This is a genomic window from Geminisphaera colitermitum TAV2 (assembly GCF_000171235.2).
Lineage (GTDB): Bacteria > Verrucomicrobiota > Verrucomicrobiia > Opitutales > Opitutaceae > Geminisphaera > Geminisphaera colitermitum.
Window position 1 is genome coordinate 1 of sequence record NZ_ABEA03000010.1, and the last position, 16,883, is coordinate 16,883.

14 protein-coding genes are annotated in these 16,883 nt (G+C 60.9%); 9 read left to right on the forward strand and 5 right to left on the reverse strand.

Annotated elements, in window-relative coordinates; translation table 11 throughout:
• The 6 genes from OBACDRAFT_RS01690 to OBACDRAFT_RS24800 all read left to right on the forward strand — a co-directional run.
• Positions 1-1,433: pyruvate formate lyase family protein (locus tag OBACDRAFT_RS01690; protein WP_332835101.1), on the forward strand; the 1,433-nt coding region annotated here is incomplete at its 5' end.
• Positions 1,434-1,591: 158 nt separating this feature from the next.
• Positions 1,592-2,446, forward strand: a complete 855-nt coding sequence (locus tag OBACDRAFT_RS01695; protein ID WP_081721751.1) for a radical SAM protein — start codon at positions 1,592-1,594, stop codon at positions 2,444-2,446.
• Positions 2,447-2,588: 142 nt separating this feature from the next.
• Complete coding sequence (locus OBACDRAFT_RS01700) at positions 2,589-3,572, forward strand: Gfo/Idh/MocA family protein (protein WP_043582383.1); 984 nt, start codon at positions 2,589-2,591, stop codon at positions 3,570-3,572.
• Positions 3,573-3,904: 332 nt separating this feature from the next.
• A complete protein-coding gene (locus OBACDRAFT_RS01705; RefSeq protein WP_043582384.1) occupies positions 3,905-4,267 on the forward strand; it encodes an AlbA family DNA-binding domain-containing protein in 363 nt (120 codons plus the stop codon).
• Positions 4,268-4,398: 131 nt separating this feature from the next.
• The gene (locus tag OBACDRAFT_RS27790; protein WP_198529832.1) at positions 4,399-4,932 is read left to right on the forward strand and encodes a hypothetical protein; all 534 of its coding nucleotides are present in this window, start codon (positions 4,399-4,401) and stop codon (positions 4,930-4,932) included.
• The gene (locus OBACDRAFT_RS24800; protein WP_157836875.1) at positions 4,818-5,510 is read left to right on the forward strand and encodes a Fic family protein; all 693 of its coding nucleotides are present in this window, start codon (positions 4,818-4,820) and stop codon (positions 5,508-5,510) included. The genes OBACDRAFT_RS27790 and OBACDRAFT_RS24800 overlap by 115 nt, the downstream gene beginning before the upstream one ends.
• Before the next feature lie 235 nt (positions 5,511-5,745).
• Here the strand turns inward: OBACDRAFT_RS24800 and OBACDRAFT_RS01715 are convergent, their stop codons facing one another.
• The 5 genes from OBACDRAFT_RS01715 to OBACDRAFT_RS01735 all read right to left on the reverse strand — a co-directional run bounded on the left by OBACDRAFT_RS01715 (position 5,746) and on the right by OBACDRAFT_RS01735 (position 12,781).
• Positions 5,746-6,411, reverse strand: coding sequence for a type II secretion system protein (locus OBACDRAFT_RS01715; RefSeq protein WP_043582385.1), 666 nt, complete (start codon positions 6,409-6,411; stop codon positions 5,746-5,748).
• 13 nt (positions 6,412-6,424) lie between these two features.
• Positions 6,425-9,835, reverse strand: a complete 3,411-nt coding sequence (locus OBACDRAFT_RS01720; RefSeq protein WP_043582386.1) for a hypothetical protein — start codon at positions 9,833-9,835, stop codon at positions 6,425-6,427.
• A 54-nt stretch (positions 9,836-9,889) separates the two neighbouring features.
• The gene (locus OBACDRAFT_RS01725; RefSeq protein WP_043582387.1) at positions 9,890-10,564 is read right to left on the reverse strand and encodes a PEP-CTERM sorting domain-containing protein; all 675 of its coding nucleotides are present in this window, start codon (positions 10,562-10,564) and stop codon (positions 9,890-9,892) included.
• 130 nt (positions 10,565-10,694) lie between these two features.
• The gene (locus OBACDRAFT_RS01730) at positions 10,695-11,618 is read right to left on the reverse strand and encodes an alpha/beta hydrolase (RefSeq protein ID WP_232766527.1); all 924 of its coding nucleotides are present in this window, start codon (positions 11,616-11,618) and stop codon (positions 10,695-10,697) included.
• A gap of 56 nt (positions 11,619-11,674) precedes the next feature.
• Positions 11,675-12,781, reverse strand: coding sequence for a GntR family transcriptional regulator (locus tag OBACDRAFT_RS01735; RefSeq protein WP_232766529.1), 1,107 nt, complete (start codon positions 12,779-12,781; stop codon positions 11,675-11,677).
• Between the two features lie 50 nt (positions 12,782-12,831).
• Here OBACDRAFT_RS01735 and OBACDRAFT_RS01740 point away from each other — a divergent pair, with 50 nt between their 5' ends.
• The 3 genes from OBACDRAFT_RS01740 (at position 12,832) to OBACDRAFT_RS01750 (ending at position 16,809) form a co-directional block, all read left to right on the forward strand.
• Positions 12,832-14,550 (forward strand): L-fucose/L-arabinose isomerase family protein, encoded by a 1,719-nt coding sequence (locus OBACDRAFT_RS01740; RefSeq protein ID WP_232766531.1) that lies wholly within the window; start codon positions 12,832-12,834, stop codon positions 14,548-14,550.
• Positions 14,551-14,680: 130 nt separating this feature from the next.
• The gene (locus OBACDRAFT_RS01745; protein WP_043582389.1) at positions 14,681-15,682 is read left to right on the forward strand and encodes a carbohydrate kinase family protein; all 1,002 of its coding nucleotides are present in this window, start codon (positions 14,681-14,683) and stop codon (positions 15,680-15,682) included.
• A 128-nt stretch (positions 15,683-15,810) separates the two neighbouring features.
• Positions 15,811-16,809: a class II fructose-bisphosphate aldolase gene (locus OBACDRAFT_RS01750; protein WP_043582390.1), complete on the forward strand. Its 999-nt coding sequence runs from the start codon at positions 15,811-15,813 to the stop codon at positions 16,807-16,809.
• Positions 16,810-16,883: the final 74 nt, after the last annotated feature.

Sequence of the window (16,883 nt, forward strand, 5' to 3'; positions counted from 1 at the left end):
GGCTCGACAGCGAACTTGCCGCCGCCGCCACACGACCCGCCCCCCCCCTCGAACAACTCAAAAACCTCTGGCGCCACATCGCGGAAACCAACGACAACATGTTCAACAACCGCATCGTTGTCGGCGGACGCGGACGCCCCGACGAAGCCTCCTCCGACCGCCTAGCCCTCCTCGCCATCGAAGCCACCCGCGCCGTCAAACTCAACCAACCCCAGCTCACCCTCCGCTTTCACCAACACCAGAACCCTGCCCTCCTGGACGCCGCCCTCGCCAGCATCGGCGAAGGCCGCACCTTCCCCCTCCTCTACAACGACGACGCCAACATCCCCGCCGTCGCCACCGCCTTCGGCATCCCCGAAACCGAAGCCGTCAACTACATCCCGTATGGCTGCGGCGAATACGTTATTGACCACGCCTCCACCGGCTCCCCCAACGGACTCATCAACCTCCTCCACCTCCTCCACGAAACCCTTCACCCCCCCGCCCCCCCGCGCACCCTCGCCGAACTCTACCCCGACTTTGAAACCCTCTGGAACGCCTGGGCCGCCAACGTCGAGACCGCCGTCACCGCCCTCGCCCGCCACCAGAAACTCACCCACACCATCACCGCCGCCGACGCCCCCCTCCTCCTCCTCAGCCACTTCCTCGACGACTGCGCCGCCACCGGAAAAGCGCTCCACAACGGCGGCATCCGTTATGAAGGCGGCACCCTCGAAACCTACGGCAACATCAACACCGCCGACGCCCTCGCCGCCATCCACCACCACGTTTACCAGCACAAAACCTGCACCCTCGACGAACTCGTCCGCGCCTGCGACGACAACTTCCGCCCCCCCCCCGCCGCCCGCCTCCGCCGCGCCCTCCTTGCCGCCCCCAAATTCGGCAACGACGACGACACCGCCGACGCCATGGCCCTTCGCGTCCACAACCACATCTGCTCCGTCACCCGCGCCGCCGCCACCCACGTCGGCCTCCGCACCTACCTTGCCGTCATCATCAACAACGGCGCCAACACCACCCTCGGCCTCCACACCCCCGCCACGCCCGACGGACGCCTCGCCGGCGCCCCCATGGCCAACGCCATCAACCCCGCTCCCGGCCACGACCGCAACGGCCTCACCGCATTCCTCAACTCCCTCAAAAAACTCCCTGCCACCGCCCACGCCGGCGCCGTCCACAACATGAAATTTGCCCGCTCTCTTTTTACAGAGCCCCTCTTTTCCAAAACCCGCGCCCTCCTCGCCGCCTGGTTCGCAGCCGGCGGCACCCAGGCCATGATCACCGTTGTCAACCGCAACGACCTCGAAGCCGCCATGCGCGAACCCGAAAACTGGGCGCACCTCATCGTCCGGGTCGGCGGCTTCAGCGCCCGCTTCATCGACCTCTCCCCCGAAATCCAGCGCGAAGTCCTCGCCCGCACCCTCAACGAATAAGGAGCATTTTCGATTCTCGATTGAAGAAACCACCGCCACCGCCACCGCGCACACGAACAAATGTAGAATGTAGAATTCAGACATCGAACACACACACACGAACCACACCAAACTTCCGCAACCCAACCCCGACGGCGAAGCCGCCCATTGGATGTTGGATGTTCGATGTTCGATGTTGGATGTTCGTCTTCCCCCCCCCCCCCCCCTGCGAACCAACCATGCACGACGGAATCATTTTCGACATCCAGCGCGGCGCCATGCACGACGGCCCCGGCATTCGGACCACCCTCTTCCTCAAAGGCTGCCCCCTCCGCTGCCTCTGGTGCCACAACCCCGAATCCATGTCACCAAAACCCCAATACGCCGCCCCCGTCCGCCCGGACGACCCGCCACAACTATACGGATACACCACTACTCCGGAAAAACTTCTCCCCCTCATCTGCAAAGACCGCGCCTGGTATGACGCCACCGGCGGCGGCATCACCCTCTCCGGTGGCGAACCCGCGTTCCAACCCCGCTTCACCGAAGCCCTCCTCCGCGCCGCCCGCGCCGAAAACATCCACACCTGCCTCGACACCAGCGGCCACGCCCCCCCTCCTGTTTACGAACGTCTCGCCCCGCACGTAAACCTCTTCCTCTGGGATTACAAAGCCACCGACACACCCGCCGCGCCCGACACCCACCGCCGCCTCACCGGTCACCCCGCCACCCTCATCCTGCAAAACCTCAAAACACTCCACGACACCGGCGCCCTCATCCTTCTGCGCTGTCCCCTCATCCCCGGCGTCAACGACACCCCCGCGCACCTCGAAGCCATAGCCCGCCTCGCAGCCACTCACCCGCGACTGACCGGCATCGAAATCCTCCCCTGGCACCCCACCGGCCTCGGAAAATACGACCGCCTCGGCCTCCCCCGCCCCCCCATCCTGCCACCCGTGCCCGACGAAAAAACCAAAAACGCCTGGCTCGCCACCCTCCAGTCCCGCTGCTCCCTGCCCGTGTCCTTGCACTGAAAAACCGAAAAACAAGAAAACAAGAAACGACTCCCCGACACGCAAATGACGCAAACCCGGCGAGGCCCTTGCCTCCACACCTTTCCCGACGAAATCGCCCGTAACAACCACATCGACATCCACTGAGATATTTCCTGCGACCATGATCAGATTCTGCACCATCGGATGCGGAGGCCACGCCAGCACGGCGCACGGCCCCGCGCAAAAAAAAGTTTCCGCCGCGCGCGGCGACATCGAACTCGCCGCCTGTTGCGACATCGACGAAACACGCGCGCGCGGCTATCGTGAATCCTTCGGATTTTCGCGGCACTACACGGACATCGACGCCATGCTCTCCCGTGAATCGCCCGATGCCGTCGCCCTCGTCGTGCCCACCCACCTCACCTCGCGCCTCGCCATGCCCCTCCTGGAACGCGGCGTTCCGCTTTTTCTCGAAAAACCGCCGGGGCTCACGGTCACCGAATTCGACCGGCTCGTCATCGCCGGACGTCGCGGCGGAGGGGCGCATCAAGTCGCGTTCAACCGCCGCTATGCCCCCGTAATCACGAGCGTTCGTGGAATCCTGGATACAACGCTGCCTGCCGAGGACGTATTGCAGATCAACTATGATATGATCCGGCATGACCGCCGTGATCCGGATTTTTCCACGACGGCCATCCATGCCATTGACGCCGTCCGCCATCTTGCCCGCTCGCCCTACCGTCGTTGCGCGCTCTCCTACCGGGAACTCCCGCAACTGGGAACAGGAGTCGCTGCCATTACGATCGAAGGTCATTGCGAAAGCGGGACGCAGGTGCGGCTCAACTTCCAGCCTATCGCGGGCCAGGTGACCGAAACCGGGACGATCCATGCCGTGAACCACACTTTGTCCTTCGACGTTTCTGGTGCCGAACCCAGTCGGCGAGGCAGCTTCACCCATTGGGCGCATGGCGCCGCAAAAACATCCGCCACCATTGACGGCGACCCGCTTGACGCCAATGGCATCTACTGGGAATTCGCCGCATTTCTCGACGCCGTGAACCACCACCGCATTCCTTCACCCGTTCTCGCTGATTGCCGCCAGCAAGTCACCCTCATGGAAGCCATCCGCCTCCGTATCCCATCGGTGGATTTTAGCAGGGAATAACCGCGATTTTTTACCCCGCCCCTAATCACGATACCTGCACCGTTTCACCTCAAAACAATGCCATTTGAGGAAGACGGGACGTTTGCGTAATAAAAGTCAGGATACGGGAAAGAGCTATGCTCCGAACAGGAAGACGATTCGCAGCCATTCTGCGATGATACGTCCGTCCGCTCGTCCACCATCACTCCCCCCCCCTCCCCCTGAGCCGATGACAAAAAGCAGGCTCGCCGCCCTCGGCACTTTCAACACCGTGGAGGCTCCACGATGATGGACAGCGGCACACAAGTCCCGGAAGTCAACAGGCTCATCGCCAACGGCGAATCGGAGATTCGGTGGAGTTCAAAAAAAGCACCGCCCAGTTATCCCGTGTCGGCGAGACCCTGAGTGGATTTCTCAACACCGGCGGCGGTCGTGTCCTTATCGGCGTGACGCCTTCGGGACGCGCCGTGGGGCAACAGGTGTCCGACACCACGTTGCAGGACATCGCCTCCATGATTGCCCGCATCGAACCCGCCATGCAGGTGTCGCTGGAGCGCGTTCCAGTGCCAGGCCAGCCTGGCTGCGAAGTCATCATTTTGAGCGCGCAAGGTCTCGCCGAACAGGGGCCGTTTTTAGAGCATTTTCGGTTCAATTTGTCGCAAGATTTAAGAGATCACGCAGAGACACAGAGACGCAGAGAAAACCCATGTTACTAATTATAAGTAAATTAAAAATATTACATTTCCCTCCCTCTGCGTTCTCCGCGCCTCCGCGTGAGACAAAATAAACCGAAAATGCTCTATACGATGGCCGCGCATGGTTGCGCCTCGGCACCAGCACGCGCGCGATGCCGCAGGCGCGTTACGAGACGCTGTTGCTCCAGCGCGCGCATCCCGTGCGCCGTTGGGAAACGACGCCGGCGGAGGGCTTTTCGTGGGAGTCGCTCGATGCCGACGAAATCATCCGCACCGTGCGCCTCGGCATTGCCGCCGGACGCCTGCCAGAAACCACTGGCAACGTGATCCCCGAGATCCTTGACCGTCTCGAATTGCGCACCGCTGAAGGCCGTCTGCGCAACGCCGCACTCGTGCTTTTTGGACGCCGCATGGCGAGCGATTTCCGCAATGCTGCCTGCGTCCCGCGCGCTTTCGCGGTCTTAATAAAAACGAGTTCATCGACAACCGTCTTCACCAAGGGCACCTGTTTCACCTGCTCGACGAGGCGATGGCATTTTTGCACCGCCACCTGCCGATCAGCGGACGCATCGTGGCCTCCCAACTGGAGCGCATCGAAGAGTTGCCGATCCCTGTCCCCGCGTTGCGCGAGACGCTGGTCAACGCATTTTGCCATCGCGACTACTCAACGGCGGGCGGTTCCGTAAGCGTGGCGATTTTTGACGATCGCATCGAAATCTGGAGCGAAGGCACGCTGCCCTTTGGCTTGCAACCCGACGAATTGAAACGTGTCCATGCCTCCCGACCGCGCAACCCGACGATCACCAATGTCGTTTATCGTCGCGGTTTGATCGAGCAATGGGGACGCGGCACCAACCGCGTTGTCGAGATGACGCTGGCCTCTGGAGCAGTTGAACCTGAATTCGTTACGCAAGCCGGCTCCACCGTGGTCAGCTTCCGTTTGCCCGAGCTGCTTGGGGGCGCCCCGCAAGTCACCGCGCAAGTCACCACGCAAGTCATGAGATTTCTTTCCCTGCTTCAAGGCGAGCACTTGCGGACTGAACTCATGGAGATGCTGGCGTTGAAACACCGTGAACATTTCCGCAAAGACTACCTCCGTCCGGCGCTGGACGAAGGCCTGATCGAAATGACCATGCCTGACAAACCCAACAGTCGTTTTCAAAAATACCGTCTTAGCGAAAAAGGCCGCGCGTGGCAGGCCGCCAATCGTCCCGCGCTTCCCGCCGCCACCGCGCCGCGCAAGTCTCACGGGGGATCAGTCTGAGTCCGTCGGTTGTATCAATTTTCCAATGACGATTGGCATGACTTTTCCGATACGCAACCCTGGCTGCAACCACACTCCGCCTTGAACGCCTCATGGAACCGGATCAACGACTGTTGCCCGCAGTGTAAAGTTGCGTGGCGACTGCCCACTGAATGGCTGTGGGATTATACGCGGGCGAGGAGCAGGACCGGCCCGGCATGGCAGGGGGGGCAAGGTGCGCCTTTTGGTCGCTCGCTCACTGGTCGAACTTGGTGTCGCCGTGGAACATGTAACGGGTCTCGTCGGTGTATGGTGGCGTACCGGTATCGCGGCGGAAGTCTATCCAGCGAATCTGGGTCACAAAGAGCGTCGTCACCGAAGCATCAAGATGGACGACGTTTACTTTTCTGGAATGTGGTTTCGGGATTGGGCCAAGGTAAGCGGTTTCACTCGTTTGTGCCGTGCCGTCGAACCATCCCTTGGTCGAACATGTTGCTAGAATATGCCGGGATGGTTGCGTGAATTGTGTGACCGGTTTCCACGCAATGTATGTGTTGAATCCGTAACGCCAGCCTTCGACGGTGCATCTTACTTTTTTAGTGAGCGCCGTGATTTTGGCTGTGGTGATCGGTTCCGAAACACTTAGCCCAAGATAGGTATAAAGGTCAGTCTCCACATAATGTCCGTCGGCACCGGGGGGATGCGCGAATGAGCCCCGGTAACTTGTGTCGGGCAGTTTTCCCCCGTTGTCCGCAGCGTAAAGTTGCGCAGCAACTGCCCACTGGCGGATGTTACTCTTGCATTGCGCGGCGCGGGCTTTTGTCCGGACGCTGGCCGTCACGGGTAAAATGATCGCGGCCAAGATGCCGATGATCGCGATCACGGTGAGGAGTTCGATCAGGGTGAAAGCACGTGTTTTCATAGTAGAGGCAGGGTTACGGATTGATGGTGATTTGGATTTTGCCGCCGTGCGGAAGTTGCACGCGGTGCAGGTGGGCGGCGGGATTGGCAGTGGTGGGAGCGGGATGTGTGGTGATGGCCGACGCAGGCAGCGGCGCAGCACCGTCAATACTCACTCTAACAACTTTTCCGGGCGCGGCAAATTCGAGGACAAAGGGCGTGGCATGCACGAGTTCAACCGTGAGTTTCTTTTCAGATTGAATCCATTCGCTGGATACAAAACGGGCGGGTTCCCAGTTGATGAGCGAGACGCCGGTGGCGTGTCCGCTCCATGCGCCAACCATGCCGGCGGTGCCGTGGGGCGGTGTGTCACGTTTGATGTGTTTGAGCCAAATGTTGATGTCTTCCTGGAGTTTGTCGGCGGGCCAGTCGGCCAGGAAGGAGCGGATGGCAAGGTGGGTGGCGGTGCGAGTCGTGTTGACGGGCATGGTGCGCCAACCGGAAAAATATTTTTCCATGAACTCGGACTGGAATTTGCTCATGAAGTCGGCTCCGAGGAGGTTGAAATAGAAACCAAACATTTCGGGCATCTCGCCGGTCCAGGAGAAGCACATGGCAATGTGGTCGAGGCTGGTGCCCGAATTTTTCTGGGCGGCTTCGATGGAAGGTCCGTCCTCGGCAAAACCGGCTCCGTACAGCCAGGGATATTTGTTTTTCGGGTCGAGGTAGCGGGCAAAGTTGAAACGGAGGGCGGTGGCGGCAGCGACCTTGGCGCGCAGGTAAGCGATGCGGTTGAAGTCGTCGGTTTTGCCCAGAACTTCGGCCATGCGTTCCATGGCGGCGAGGCCGGCGTAGGCGATGGTGTCCATGTCGATGGAGCTGTATTTGACGGCTTCGCGCGAGGTGGTCTGGGGAACGGCCCAGTCGTTGAGGATTTCGAAGACGCGCAGGGTGTCCATGATGCGCGGCCAGAATTTTTCGACCAGCGCCCAGTCGCCGCTGTATTTGGCGTAGAGATAAGCTGAATACGCGGCTTGTCCGACGTTGGAGTTGGGGTCGCCAAACATGGCGGGCAGCATGTGGCGGTCGCGCCAGCCGCGCACGTAGTAGGGTTCGCCGCTGAAACGTTCTTTGCGGGGAATCCACGATGAGGGTTCATACATGCGGCGGACGAGTGGTTGGGCAACGTCGAGGAGTTCGCCGCGGGTTTGTTCACCGAGGAGGCTGCCGCCAATGAGCGTGTGGGACCAGCGTTTGAAGTAGGCCATGATCCACGGGTGGTTGCTGTCGGTGACGAAGGGCGGTTTTACAATGGCGTCGTGGATGTCGGCTTCGAGTTTGGTCAGGGTGTCTTGGAACTCGGGGCGGCGCGGGAAGGCGGCGTGGGGTGCGGCGTAACGGGTCAGTTCGTAGGAGAGGGTCTTGCCGTTTTGCCAGCGCCAAGGGCCGACGGGGGTGTAGATGTCGGTCGAGTTGCTTGCGCCACGCGGAGAGGCAACGGATGCGGGCGAGACGCCCGCGCCACTTGGGATACCGGTCCAGCCGAGGGAGTCCCGGCCCCAACTGTAGATGGGCGGGATGGGGGCGTAGTCGGGAGCTTGCCAGTCGGAGCGGCCCCAGCGGTCGTAAGTGAATTCGTTAAAGATGCGGACAACGCCTTCCTCGACTTTGTAATACTCGCGGCATTCGACGGGATAGGTGCGGAGGAAACGGGTGAGAAGGCGGGCGCGGTCGGCGAGGCGCGCGGCGTCCCAGTTGTCGTTGAGCAGGCCGTGGAAGGCGGTGCTGACGGCCCAGCGGCCGGGCGGGAGGCGGAGACCGGCGGGCGTCCACTCGATGGGTTGCCGGGCGTCGGAGGTGAAGAGCACGGCGACGGCTTTGTCGCCCCAGAAGGTGGGGCGTCCGTCAGCGATGCCCCAGATGCCGACGAACCAAGGTTCGCGAAGGTCGCGGAGGGATTGTGGTTTGGTGAGGACGCCTTGGCTGGTGAGAATGGCGGCGGGGCCGATGCGGGGGAATTTGCCGCCGGAGGAGGCGGAGGCGAGGGAACGGAAGCGGACTTCGTCTTCGTCGGGTGCGCCGCTGCGGGCGGGGAGTTGGCCACCGCCACGAGAACTGAAATTGAGGGCGCGGGGAGAATCGACGAGGAAGCCGGGGACGAGGGTTCCGTAGGTGTAGCGGAGGGTGTCGTTTTCGACCTTCATGTCCACGTGCATGGTCGTCCAGTTGACGGAGACTTTTTCGGAATCGTCGTAGGAGCGGCGGAGTCGGACTTTCCAAAGTTCCTCGTCGCGACCGGTGTCGTCGGTCTGCTGTCCGTCGGCGTAGAAGTCGAAATCCAGACGGCGGCGGAGTTGCTTGCCATTGGCAGCGTAGGCGCGGAACCACGAGGCACCGACGATCTCGGTGAGGAGGCCGTTGTAGGCGGTGTTGCCAAAGCGACCGGCAGTGTGGTGGCTGAGTCCTTCTCGCCAGTCGGTTCCGTCGATCTGGCGGGTGGGGAAGTTGATCGGGGGCAGGGGGGCCCAGACGGCTTCGGCGTGCGCGGGTTGGACGGGCGCGAGGGTTTCGATTTTTATGCCGATGTCGGGGTCGGTGCTGGTGATGAGGAGTCGATCGAGGTTCTGGGGGAGGGGGGGGATGTCGTAGGGGAGGGTTTCGGTGAGCGTGGCGAGATCGAGGGTGTAGTCGTGGGTGCCAGCGCGGATGGCGAGGTCGGAGTGTTTGTAGGTGACGTCGTAAGTGATGTCGGACGAGCGGCCTCGGGCGCCCCGATCAATGAGGGCAATCACGTTGGCCGTGGTGTTGCGGGAAGCGGTCAGGGAGACGCGTAGCTTGGTCTGGTGGGCTTGCAGGGGAGCTTCGATAAGGGACCATTCGGCGGGGGCGATGGTGGCGTCGCCGATGCCGGAGAAGCCGCCCCAAGGCATGGTCTTGCCGGGTTCGCGCCAGATGGATTCAACGCGGATGTCGAGTTGGCGAACGGTGCGTTTGAGGGGAATGGCTTGGATTTTGCCATGGGCGTTCTGGAGTTCGACGCGGAGGGGCGCGGCTGCGTTGCCATCTATGGTGATGGCGAGGCGGCGAGGGAGAGCCCAGTTGGCGTGGCCGCCTTGAACGAAGGCCAGCCGAGCAATGTCACGGGGATGTTTGAAACGGATGGTGGTGACGGAGCCTTCGAGCTTTTTTAGATGGCTGAAACTTTTGGCTTTTCCGTCGAGAAGACTTTTGGTGGAGCGTTGTTGGTCTTCGTCGTTGGTGGAGATTTTTTCGATTTCGTCCGCGTTCCACGCGACCCAGCGGAGAGGCGGGTCGTATTCGGCCCGAAGCACAGTGGCGTCAGCCGCCGCCTGGACAATTATGGGTGTGCCCAAAATGCCGATGGAGGCGAGGGCAAGTGCAATAGCAAGAGGGCGGCGTGACCGAGTGGAACGCGGAGAAATCATGGCGGGTATTTGAGACGGGAGGCGGCAGCGGGGGGGGGGGGGAGTGCTGTCGGATCAGCGGCGGCGTTTGAACAGGAAGAGTGCGATGCCGACGAGGCCGAGGAGAGCAGTCACGGTGGCGGGTTCAGGCACGGGCACCGGAATGAACGTTGCCGCGAAGTTAGGCGCACCGCTAGATGCGGAGGAATTCCATGTTTTCGTGGAACCATTGCCTGACCAACGCTCCATGCCTGCGATGGATGAAGTCGTGAAACCATAATTCGAGGTGCCACCGGCACCGAGTGCAGTGCTATTCAGGAAATAGTATGTTTTGTCTCCCTTCAAAATAACCGCGCTCGAAAAGACATAACTTCCGGCGGTATATGAGTCGCTTTGGGCGATAAATCCGGCGGTCGCGCTGGTAATATTATCCGTCGTCATTCCTCCAGGAGAGGTGAATACCGAGGCATCAAAGATATAAAGGGCGTTGCGACCGGTTGCCACTGCTGACGATCCTGTGGATGTCAGCCACGTGAAGGAGGTCAGTTCCCACTCTAACTGCTCAGGATCGAGCACTGCGGACATAGTGAGCTTGAGACCTGGTATATTGCCGTTTCCGGCACCGCTACCTTTATTGTAGCCAATGCTGACAGAGGCGGCCTGGGCGGGGGCGGAAACGAGGAACGTGACAAGGCCGAGCAGGGCGGCGATGCACGGGGTTTTATAGTTTAATTTTGATGTTGGGTTCATGGCAGTGCGATTTTGGTTGTTTTGACGAGAGTTGGAGACTTGGCGGGATCAGGGTTTTTCACCACCGCCCGATATGCGTTGGATTAGCTTGTCGGCGATGGAGACGTTTTTCGGCTCATTTCTTGATTTTTCACGGTGCATCCGGGTTGGGGAGCACTCGGGCGGGTTGGCCAAGGTGTTTGGCGAGGAAAGCGAGGACGGTGGGGCGAAGGTCCATTTGTTTGGGCTGGAGGTGGTAGGAATGCGGGGCGCCGGCGATTTCGACATACCAGTAATCGACGCCAAGCCGGCGGAGGTGTTCGGCGAGTTGACGGGAGTGTTCGACGGGGCCGGTTTTGTCGGCGCTGCCGTGGGTGATGAAGACCGGAGGAGTGTGCTTGTCGAGGTAGGTGATGGCGGAGGCCTCGGCTTGCTTCACGGAGGCCTCGTCGGGAGGCAGGTCGGCGAATTGATGGGTGCCGCGGATGTCGTAGTTACCGTAGAAACTGAGGATGCAGGAGACGGCGTTGGACTGATCGGTGTAAAGGCCGTGGCGGTTGAACGCGTCGTGGTGGACGGTGGCGCCGAGAAGCTGGGCGAGGCGCGCGCCGCCGGAGCCTCCCATGACGGCGATGCGTTCGGGGTCGATGCCGAAACGGGCGGACTCGGCGCGGATGAAGCGAAGAGCGGACTTGCAGTCGTATAAGTTTTGTGGCCAAGCGAAGCGGGTGGTGAGGAATTTGCCGGTGGTGGGATCCTTTTCGCCGACGTTGAGGAGGTAGTTGACGGAGAAGACGACGTAGCCGTGGGAGGCGAGAGTGTGGCCGATGTTGCGTTCGCGGGCGTCGGCCTTGTCGCCGATGCGCCAGCCGCCACCGTGGATGAGGAGGACGGCGGGGAGGGGGCGGGCGAAGGAGGCGGGAGGTAGGTAGGCGTCGAGTTTTTCTGCACGGTCGGGGCCGAGATAGGGAATATCGGATTCGGCACGGGGTTCGGCGGCGGTTGCGGACGCTGCGATGGCGAGGGCCATAACGGCAGCGGAGAGAAGGGAACGGGTGATGGTGATTGCTTTCATATGTTGTATTGGGTCGTCCTTGGTTTGTGGGTCGCCAACAAGAGCGGCCGTTTCTTTTATTGCCGAATCTCGCCGCCGTCCGATATGCGTTGGATCAACTTGTCGGCGATGTCCGAGATGGAGACGTCGATGTAGTCGGCGTCGAAATTGCAGTAATACCCCAGTTCCACGTTGCGGTGGAAAAAAACGAAGAGGTCTTTGGGAACCTTGATCCCCAATTCCAAGATGGCCTGAATCGCGCCCTGAACGGTGTTGTCCGGGTAAACGATCAAGGCATCCGGACGGCGTTTGGCGGAGAGCAGTTCCATGGTGTTGCGGTAACCGATTTCCCCCCAGCCATGCTTGGATACATCGCTTTCCTCAATCAGGCGCAGGCGGTCCGGGCGAAAGGTTACGCCAACGGACTTCAGGCCGATAACGAGAAAGTTGTTCGCTTTTCCTTTGGGAAGGCCTGCTTTCGTGGTGTCCACGCAGGCCGGGGAAATCATCGCCACGCGCTGGCAGTTTCGCTGCTTTAATTTTGCCGCGATGCCGTCGAAATCGATCAGGGGGTCCCGCATTATGCAGATTTTTTTTATGGGGAGGCGATTAAACCAGTTCTGATCGTAGGATCTGACTATAATTCCTATAACAGATTGGATCCGACTTGAAATGATTGCATCCTGCAATTCCGCGGGCGGTTTCAGGTGTTCTTCACTTGGCCGGTAGTCGTCATAAAGGACAAATTCGATGCCTTGCCGCTGAAGCCTTGCGCAAAGCAGGTCGCGCAAGGCGAATGCGAACGACAGGTCGGAAATAGAGAAGGAATCGGGAGCCTTCGACATGTAGATCCCGACGCGACGCACTTCGCCATTTTGGGCGGCGACAAACATTCCCTTCCCCTGCTGTTTGTTCAAAAGCCCGTTGTTGACCAGCGCATCGGTGGCCAGCATGACGGAAAAAATATTCGTTCCCCAAAGTTGGGCCAGTTCTCGCACGGAGGGGAGTTTTCCTCCGGGGGGAAGTGCACCAGAGGTGATTTTTTCACGGAGGTACTGCGCGATTTCACGATGGATCCCACCGTTGCCGTTGCGCCAAAAATCCCGGAGGGCGTCTGTGGAAATGTTTTGGGCGTTTTTTGGCATTACAGCTATAACAGTTTTCGTTTTTTTAAAGAGTTGCAAGCAGAATTTCCAGATCTCCCTCCGAGACTGGTAGTGTCTGTTTTTGGAGGATGCGGTGGTTTGACACCGCATTTCTCCAAAAGTCTGCCGCACGCTCCCCCCCCCCCCCCCTTGCTTTAATTCCCCATCTGGTCAAAAAAGTATCAGGCTTTGCGCGTTCCGGCCAAGCGGACGCCTGCTCCGATGTGCTTTCATGGCAACGCACACTCATCCGCAACGCATCCAATAAACCCAATCCAAAACCCTCCAACGCCATGAACAAACCCGCGCTTCCCGACCTTCCCGCCAAAGGTGTCGCCACCGACATCCTGCAAGCCATGTTTCCGCCCCGCGCAGTGACGCCCACCCGCATCGTCGTCATTGGCTGCGGCACCGCCTGCCATTTTCCCTGGGACCACGCCTGCAAGATCTACGGCGAGGCCTGCGGCGAAATTAAAAAACTCACCGCCGCCGCCGGGCTTCCCGTTGAGATTGTCACCTGCGCCGCGCCCTTCCAAGACCCCGTCGCGCTCGTCCGCGAACTCGACACCCTCCTCGCCACGCGCATCGACGGAATAATACTTTTCCACGCCGCCTACACCTGCGGCGAAATCGGCTCGCACCTCGGACGCTGGCTCCTCGACCACCCCATGCCGCTCCTGAGCTGGTCGTGGCCCGATCCCATCACCGGCGACGCCATCGTGGCCAACAGTCTTTGCTGTCAAAACTTCCTCCTCGGCATGATGGGCCGCCTTGGCATTCGCTATGTGTGGATGCACGAAGCCGTCGGCCCCGGCGCTCATCCCTTCATCGAACGCTTCCTGCGCAGCGCCCGCGCCAAGTCACGCTTCAAACACGGCAAGTTGCTTCACGTCGGTGGCACCCGCGTCGAGGCGTTTTACGACGGTGAGGCCGACGAGCTTTCCGTCATGCGCCGTTTCGGACTGCGCTTTGACCGCATCGATCTGCAAACCGCGCTCGATCGCTCCCGTAAATTTACCGACGCCCAAATCAAGGCGCTCCGCGAAGCCATTCTCAAAAACCCGCTTTGCACCAAGATCGACCTCCCCGATTCGCAGACCGACCAAACCCTCCGCTTCGGTCTCGCCATTCTCGATTATGCACAGGAGCGCGATTACATTGGTTGCACCGTGAAGAGCTGGCCCGACCTCTGGTTCTCTTACCAATGCTCCATCGACGGCGCGGTCTCCATGCTCAACGACTACGGCTTCTGCACCGCCGAGGAAGGCGAGATGAACGGCCTCATCTCCTCGCTCGCACTCTGGGAGCTTAGTAATGGAAGCGCCATTACAAGCATGATGGACCTCTCCGCCGCCAATGCCTCCCGCAACCGCATCGGTCTCTGGCATTGCGGTGCCTCGCCCACGCGCATGTTGCGCAAGGGACGCACCTACGAGGCACGCAAACACGTCTGCCTCGAAAACGGTGACCCGAAAACCGCCGTCGGCCTCATGCTCGAATTTCTACTCGAACTCGGCCCCGTCACCGTCACTCGCTACCAGTCGCCTGACGCCGCGCGTTGCTTCACTTTCGAAGGTGACCTGCGTGATTGCGAACTGGCTTTCCGAGGCAACTACGGCGAAGTCGAGCCCGTCGCCGGAACCACCGCCGCCGATGTCATGGGCTCCATCCTGGCCCACGGCATGGATCATCACTGGAGTTTTGGATACGGCCATTGGGCGAAGGAAATCTCCATGCTCAACCACTGGCTCGACGTCCGCGAACTGCCTCTTGTGCGCAGCCCGCAACTCCAGGGTTTTAGCCAGTAAAACACCCGGTAGGGAGGCCTCTCCGAGGCCTCCGTCCTACATTCCGCACGCCAACGACATTCGCTCCATCTCACCACGCCCGGCGGAGGTCTCGGAGAGACCTCCCTGCCAGGTTTTTCTCACATTTCCCATGCCCACTGCAACAGCCCCCTCTTCCGCCTACGACGTCGTTGTCCTCGGCATGAACGTCGTGGACATCCTCACCGAAGTTCCCGCCATCGTCACGCCCGACGCCAAACACGAAGTCGAAAAAATCCTCGTGCAAGGAGGCGGCCCCGCTTCGACCGCCTCCTGCCAGATCGCCTCGCTCGGCTGGCGCACCGCCTTCGTCGGACGCCACGGACGCAACACCATCAGCGCCATTTCCGAAGCCGAGTTTGCCCGCTGCGGCGTGCTCCCCGACCTCTTTCTCCGCGACGATCCCGATGCCCAGCCCGCCGTTGCCATCGTCGAAGTGGATCGCGCGAAACAACAGCGTACCGTCTTCTTTTCCACCACCGGCTGTCCCAAGCTCACCGCTGCCGAAGTTCCTGTCGAAGCCATCCGCCGCGCCCGGGCCATCCTCGTTGACGGTTACGAAACAGCCGCTTCCCGCGCCGCGCTTCTTGCCGCCCGCGACGCAGGCATCCGTTCCGTCCTCGACATCGAAGCCGGTCCGCCTGACACGCTTCGCGAACTCCTCTCACTCGGCACCGATGCGATTCTTCCCCTCGCCGCCGCCCTCAAACTCACCGGTGCCGCCACGCCTGCCGACTCCCTTCGCGCCCTCTCGCGCCACACCGCCGCGCAACTCCTCATCACCGACGGGGCCAATGGTAGTTGGGCATTGGATACCGAAAAAAATCCAGATGGAGTGATCCACCACCAGCCCGCCTTTCCGGTCAACGTCATCGATACCACTGGTTGCGGTGACTGTTATCACGCCGCCTATCTCTCCGCGCTCCTCTCCGGCTGGTCGTTGCCACTGCGCATGGAGTTTGCGAGTTGGGTGGCAGGCTACGTGGCCGAAGCCCTCGGCGGTCGCACGCACCTGCCTACGCGCGCCGCCCTCCGTGCCCGCGACCAGTCGATGCTCTCGCCCGCGTTGCGCGAATGTCTTGCTGGTTTTCTGAAGATAACACCGACCCGGTAGGGAGGCCTCTCCGAGGCCTCCGCGCTACGTTCCGCACGCCAACGACATTCGCTCCATCTCACCACGCCCGGCGGAGGTCTCGGAGAGACCTCCCTACCTTGTTCTGGCAATTCAGCCCTTTCCAAACCATGCGCCTCCTCACCAACCGCTCCGACGTCCTTGACCGCTTCCGCCACGCGGGCGAACACCATTCACCCATCCTCTGCCCCAATGCCGAGACGCCCGACGAAATCGAGGGCATCCTCCTCGGCGCACAACGTCACCTGCATCGTCAGTCCCCCCCCCCCCCCTCCGCCGCTACGCCTGCTCCAACGCGAATCACCATTGGCATTGGTTTTACCGCCAGTTACCCCGACCACCCGCAACTGGGACGCCTTGCGTTACCCGGACGTTCCCTTGCAGACACCGCTCATATCTGGCTGTATTGGATTTCCAATTACGCAGACCGGTCCGGTCTGTTTGACGACATCGACGTGATCCCCTTTCTCGATCACGGCTGGGCTCCGCATGACGCCGACCTCGAACTCATGCACGAGACATGGTTTCAGGACGCGCTCGGCATCCTGATGTTTGATGCCAGCGCGTTCGACCCCGGGGAAAACATCCGTCTCACCGCCGCCTTCGCCGCTCGCGCCCGGGCTCGTGTAGTCATCGAAGCCTGCCCCGACAAGGTGTATGAACACGCCGAGCTTCTGCGCAACAACCTCAACGAAGCCGACCTGCTCTCCGATCCTTCCTTTGTCGAAAACTACGTCCGGCAGACCGGTGTTGATCTCATCGTTCCCAACCTCGGCACCGAGCACCGCACCGCCAGCGCCGCAGCGCTCGAATACCGTCGTGACCTTGCCTGCGACATCACCCGGCGTGTTGGTCCGATCCAAGCGCTGCACGGCACCAGCAGTCTCGGCGGCAGGCTTGGCACCGTTGGGACCGACGGCATCGTGAAAATCAACTACTACACCGCCATGGCCCGCGCCGCTACCAGCGCCTTGCAAGCCTCCCTCCCCCCCCCCCCCCCCTCCACGCGTCCGCTTCCCATTGTCCAAGCCTGCGGCAGTCACATCCATTGCACTCGACGCGAGGCCATTGCCCAAAACATCGCCGCCACCCTCGCCGCGCTCTCCTGAGAATTCAGGGCATTGATTAATCACAAAAACACAAAGATACAGAGACTCATCCAACCAATTTTTCAAAAGCATAG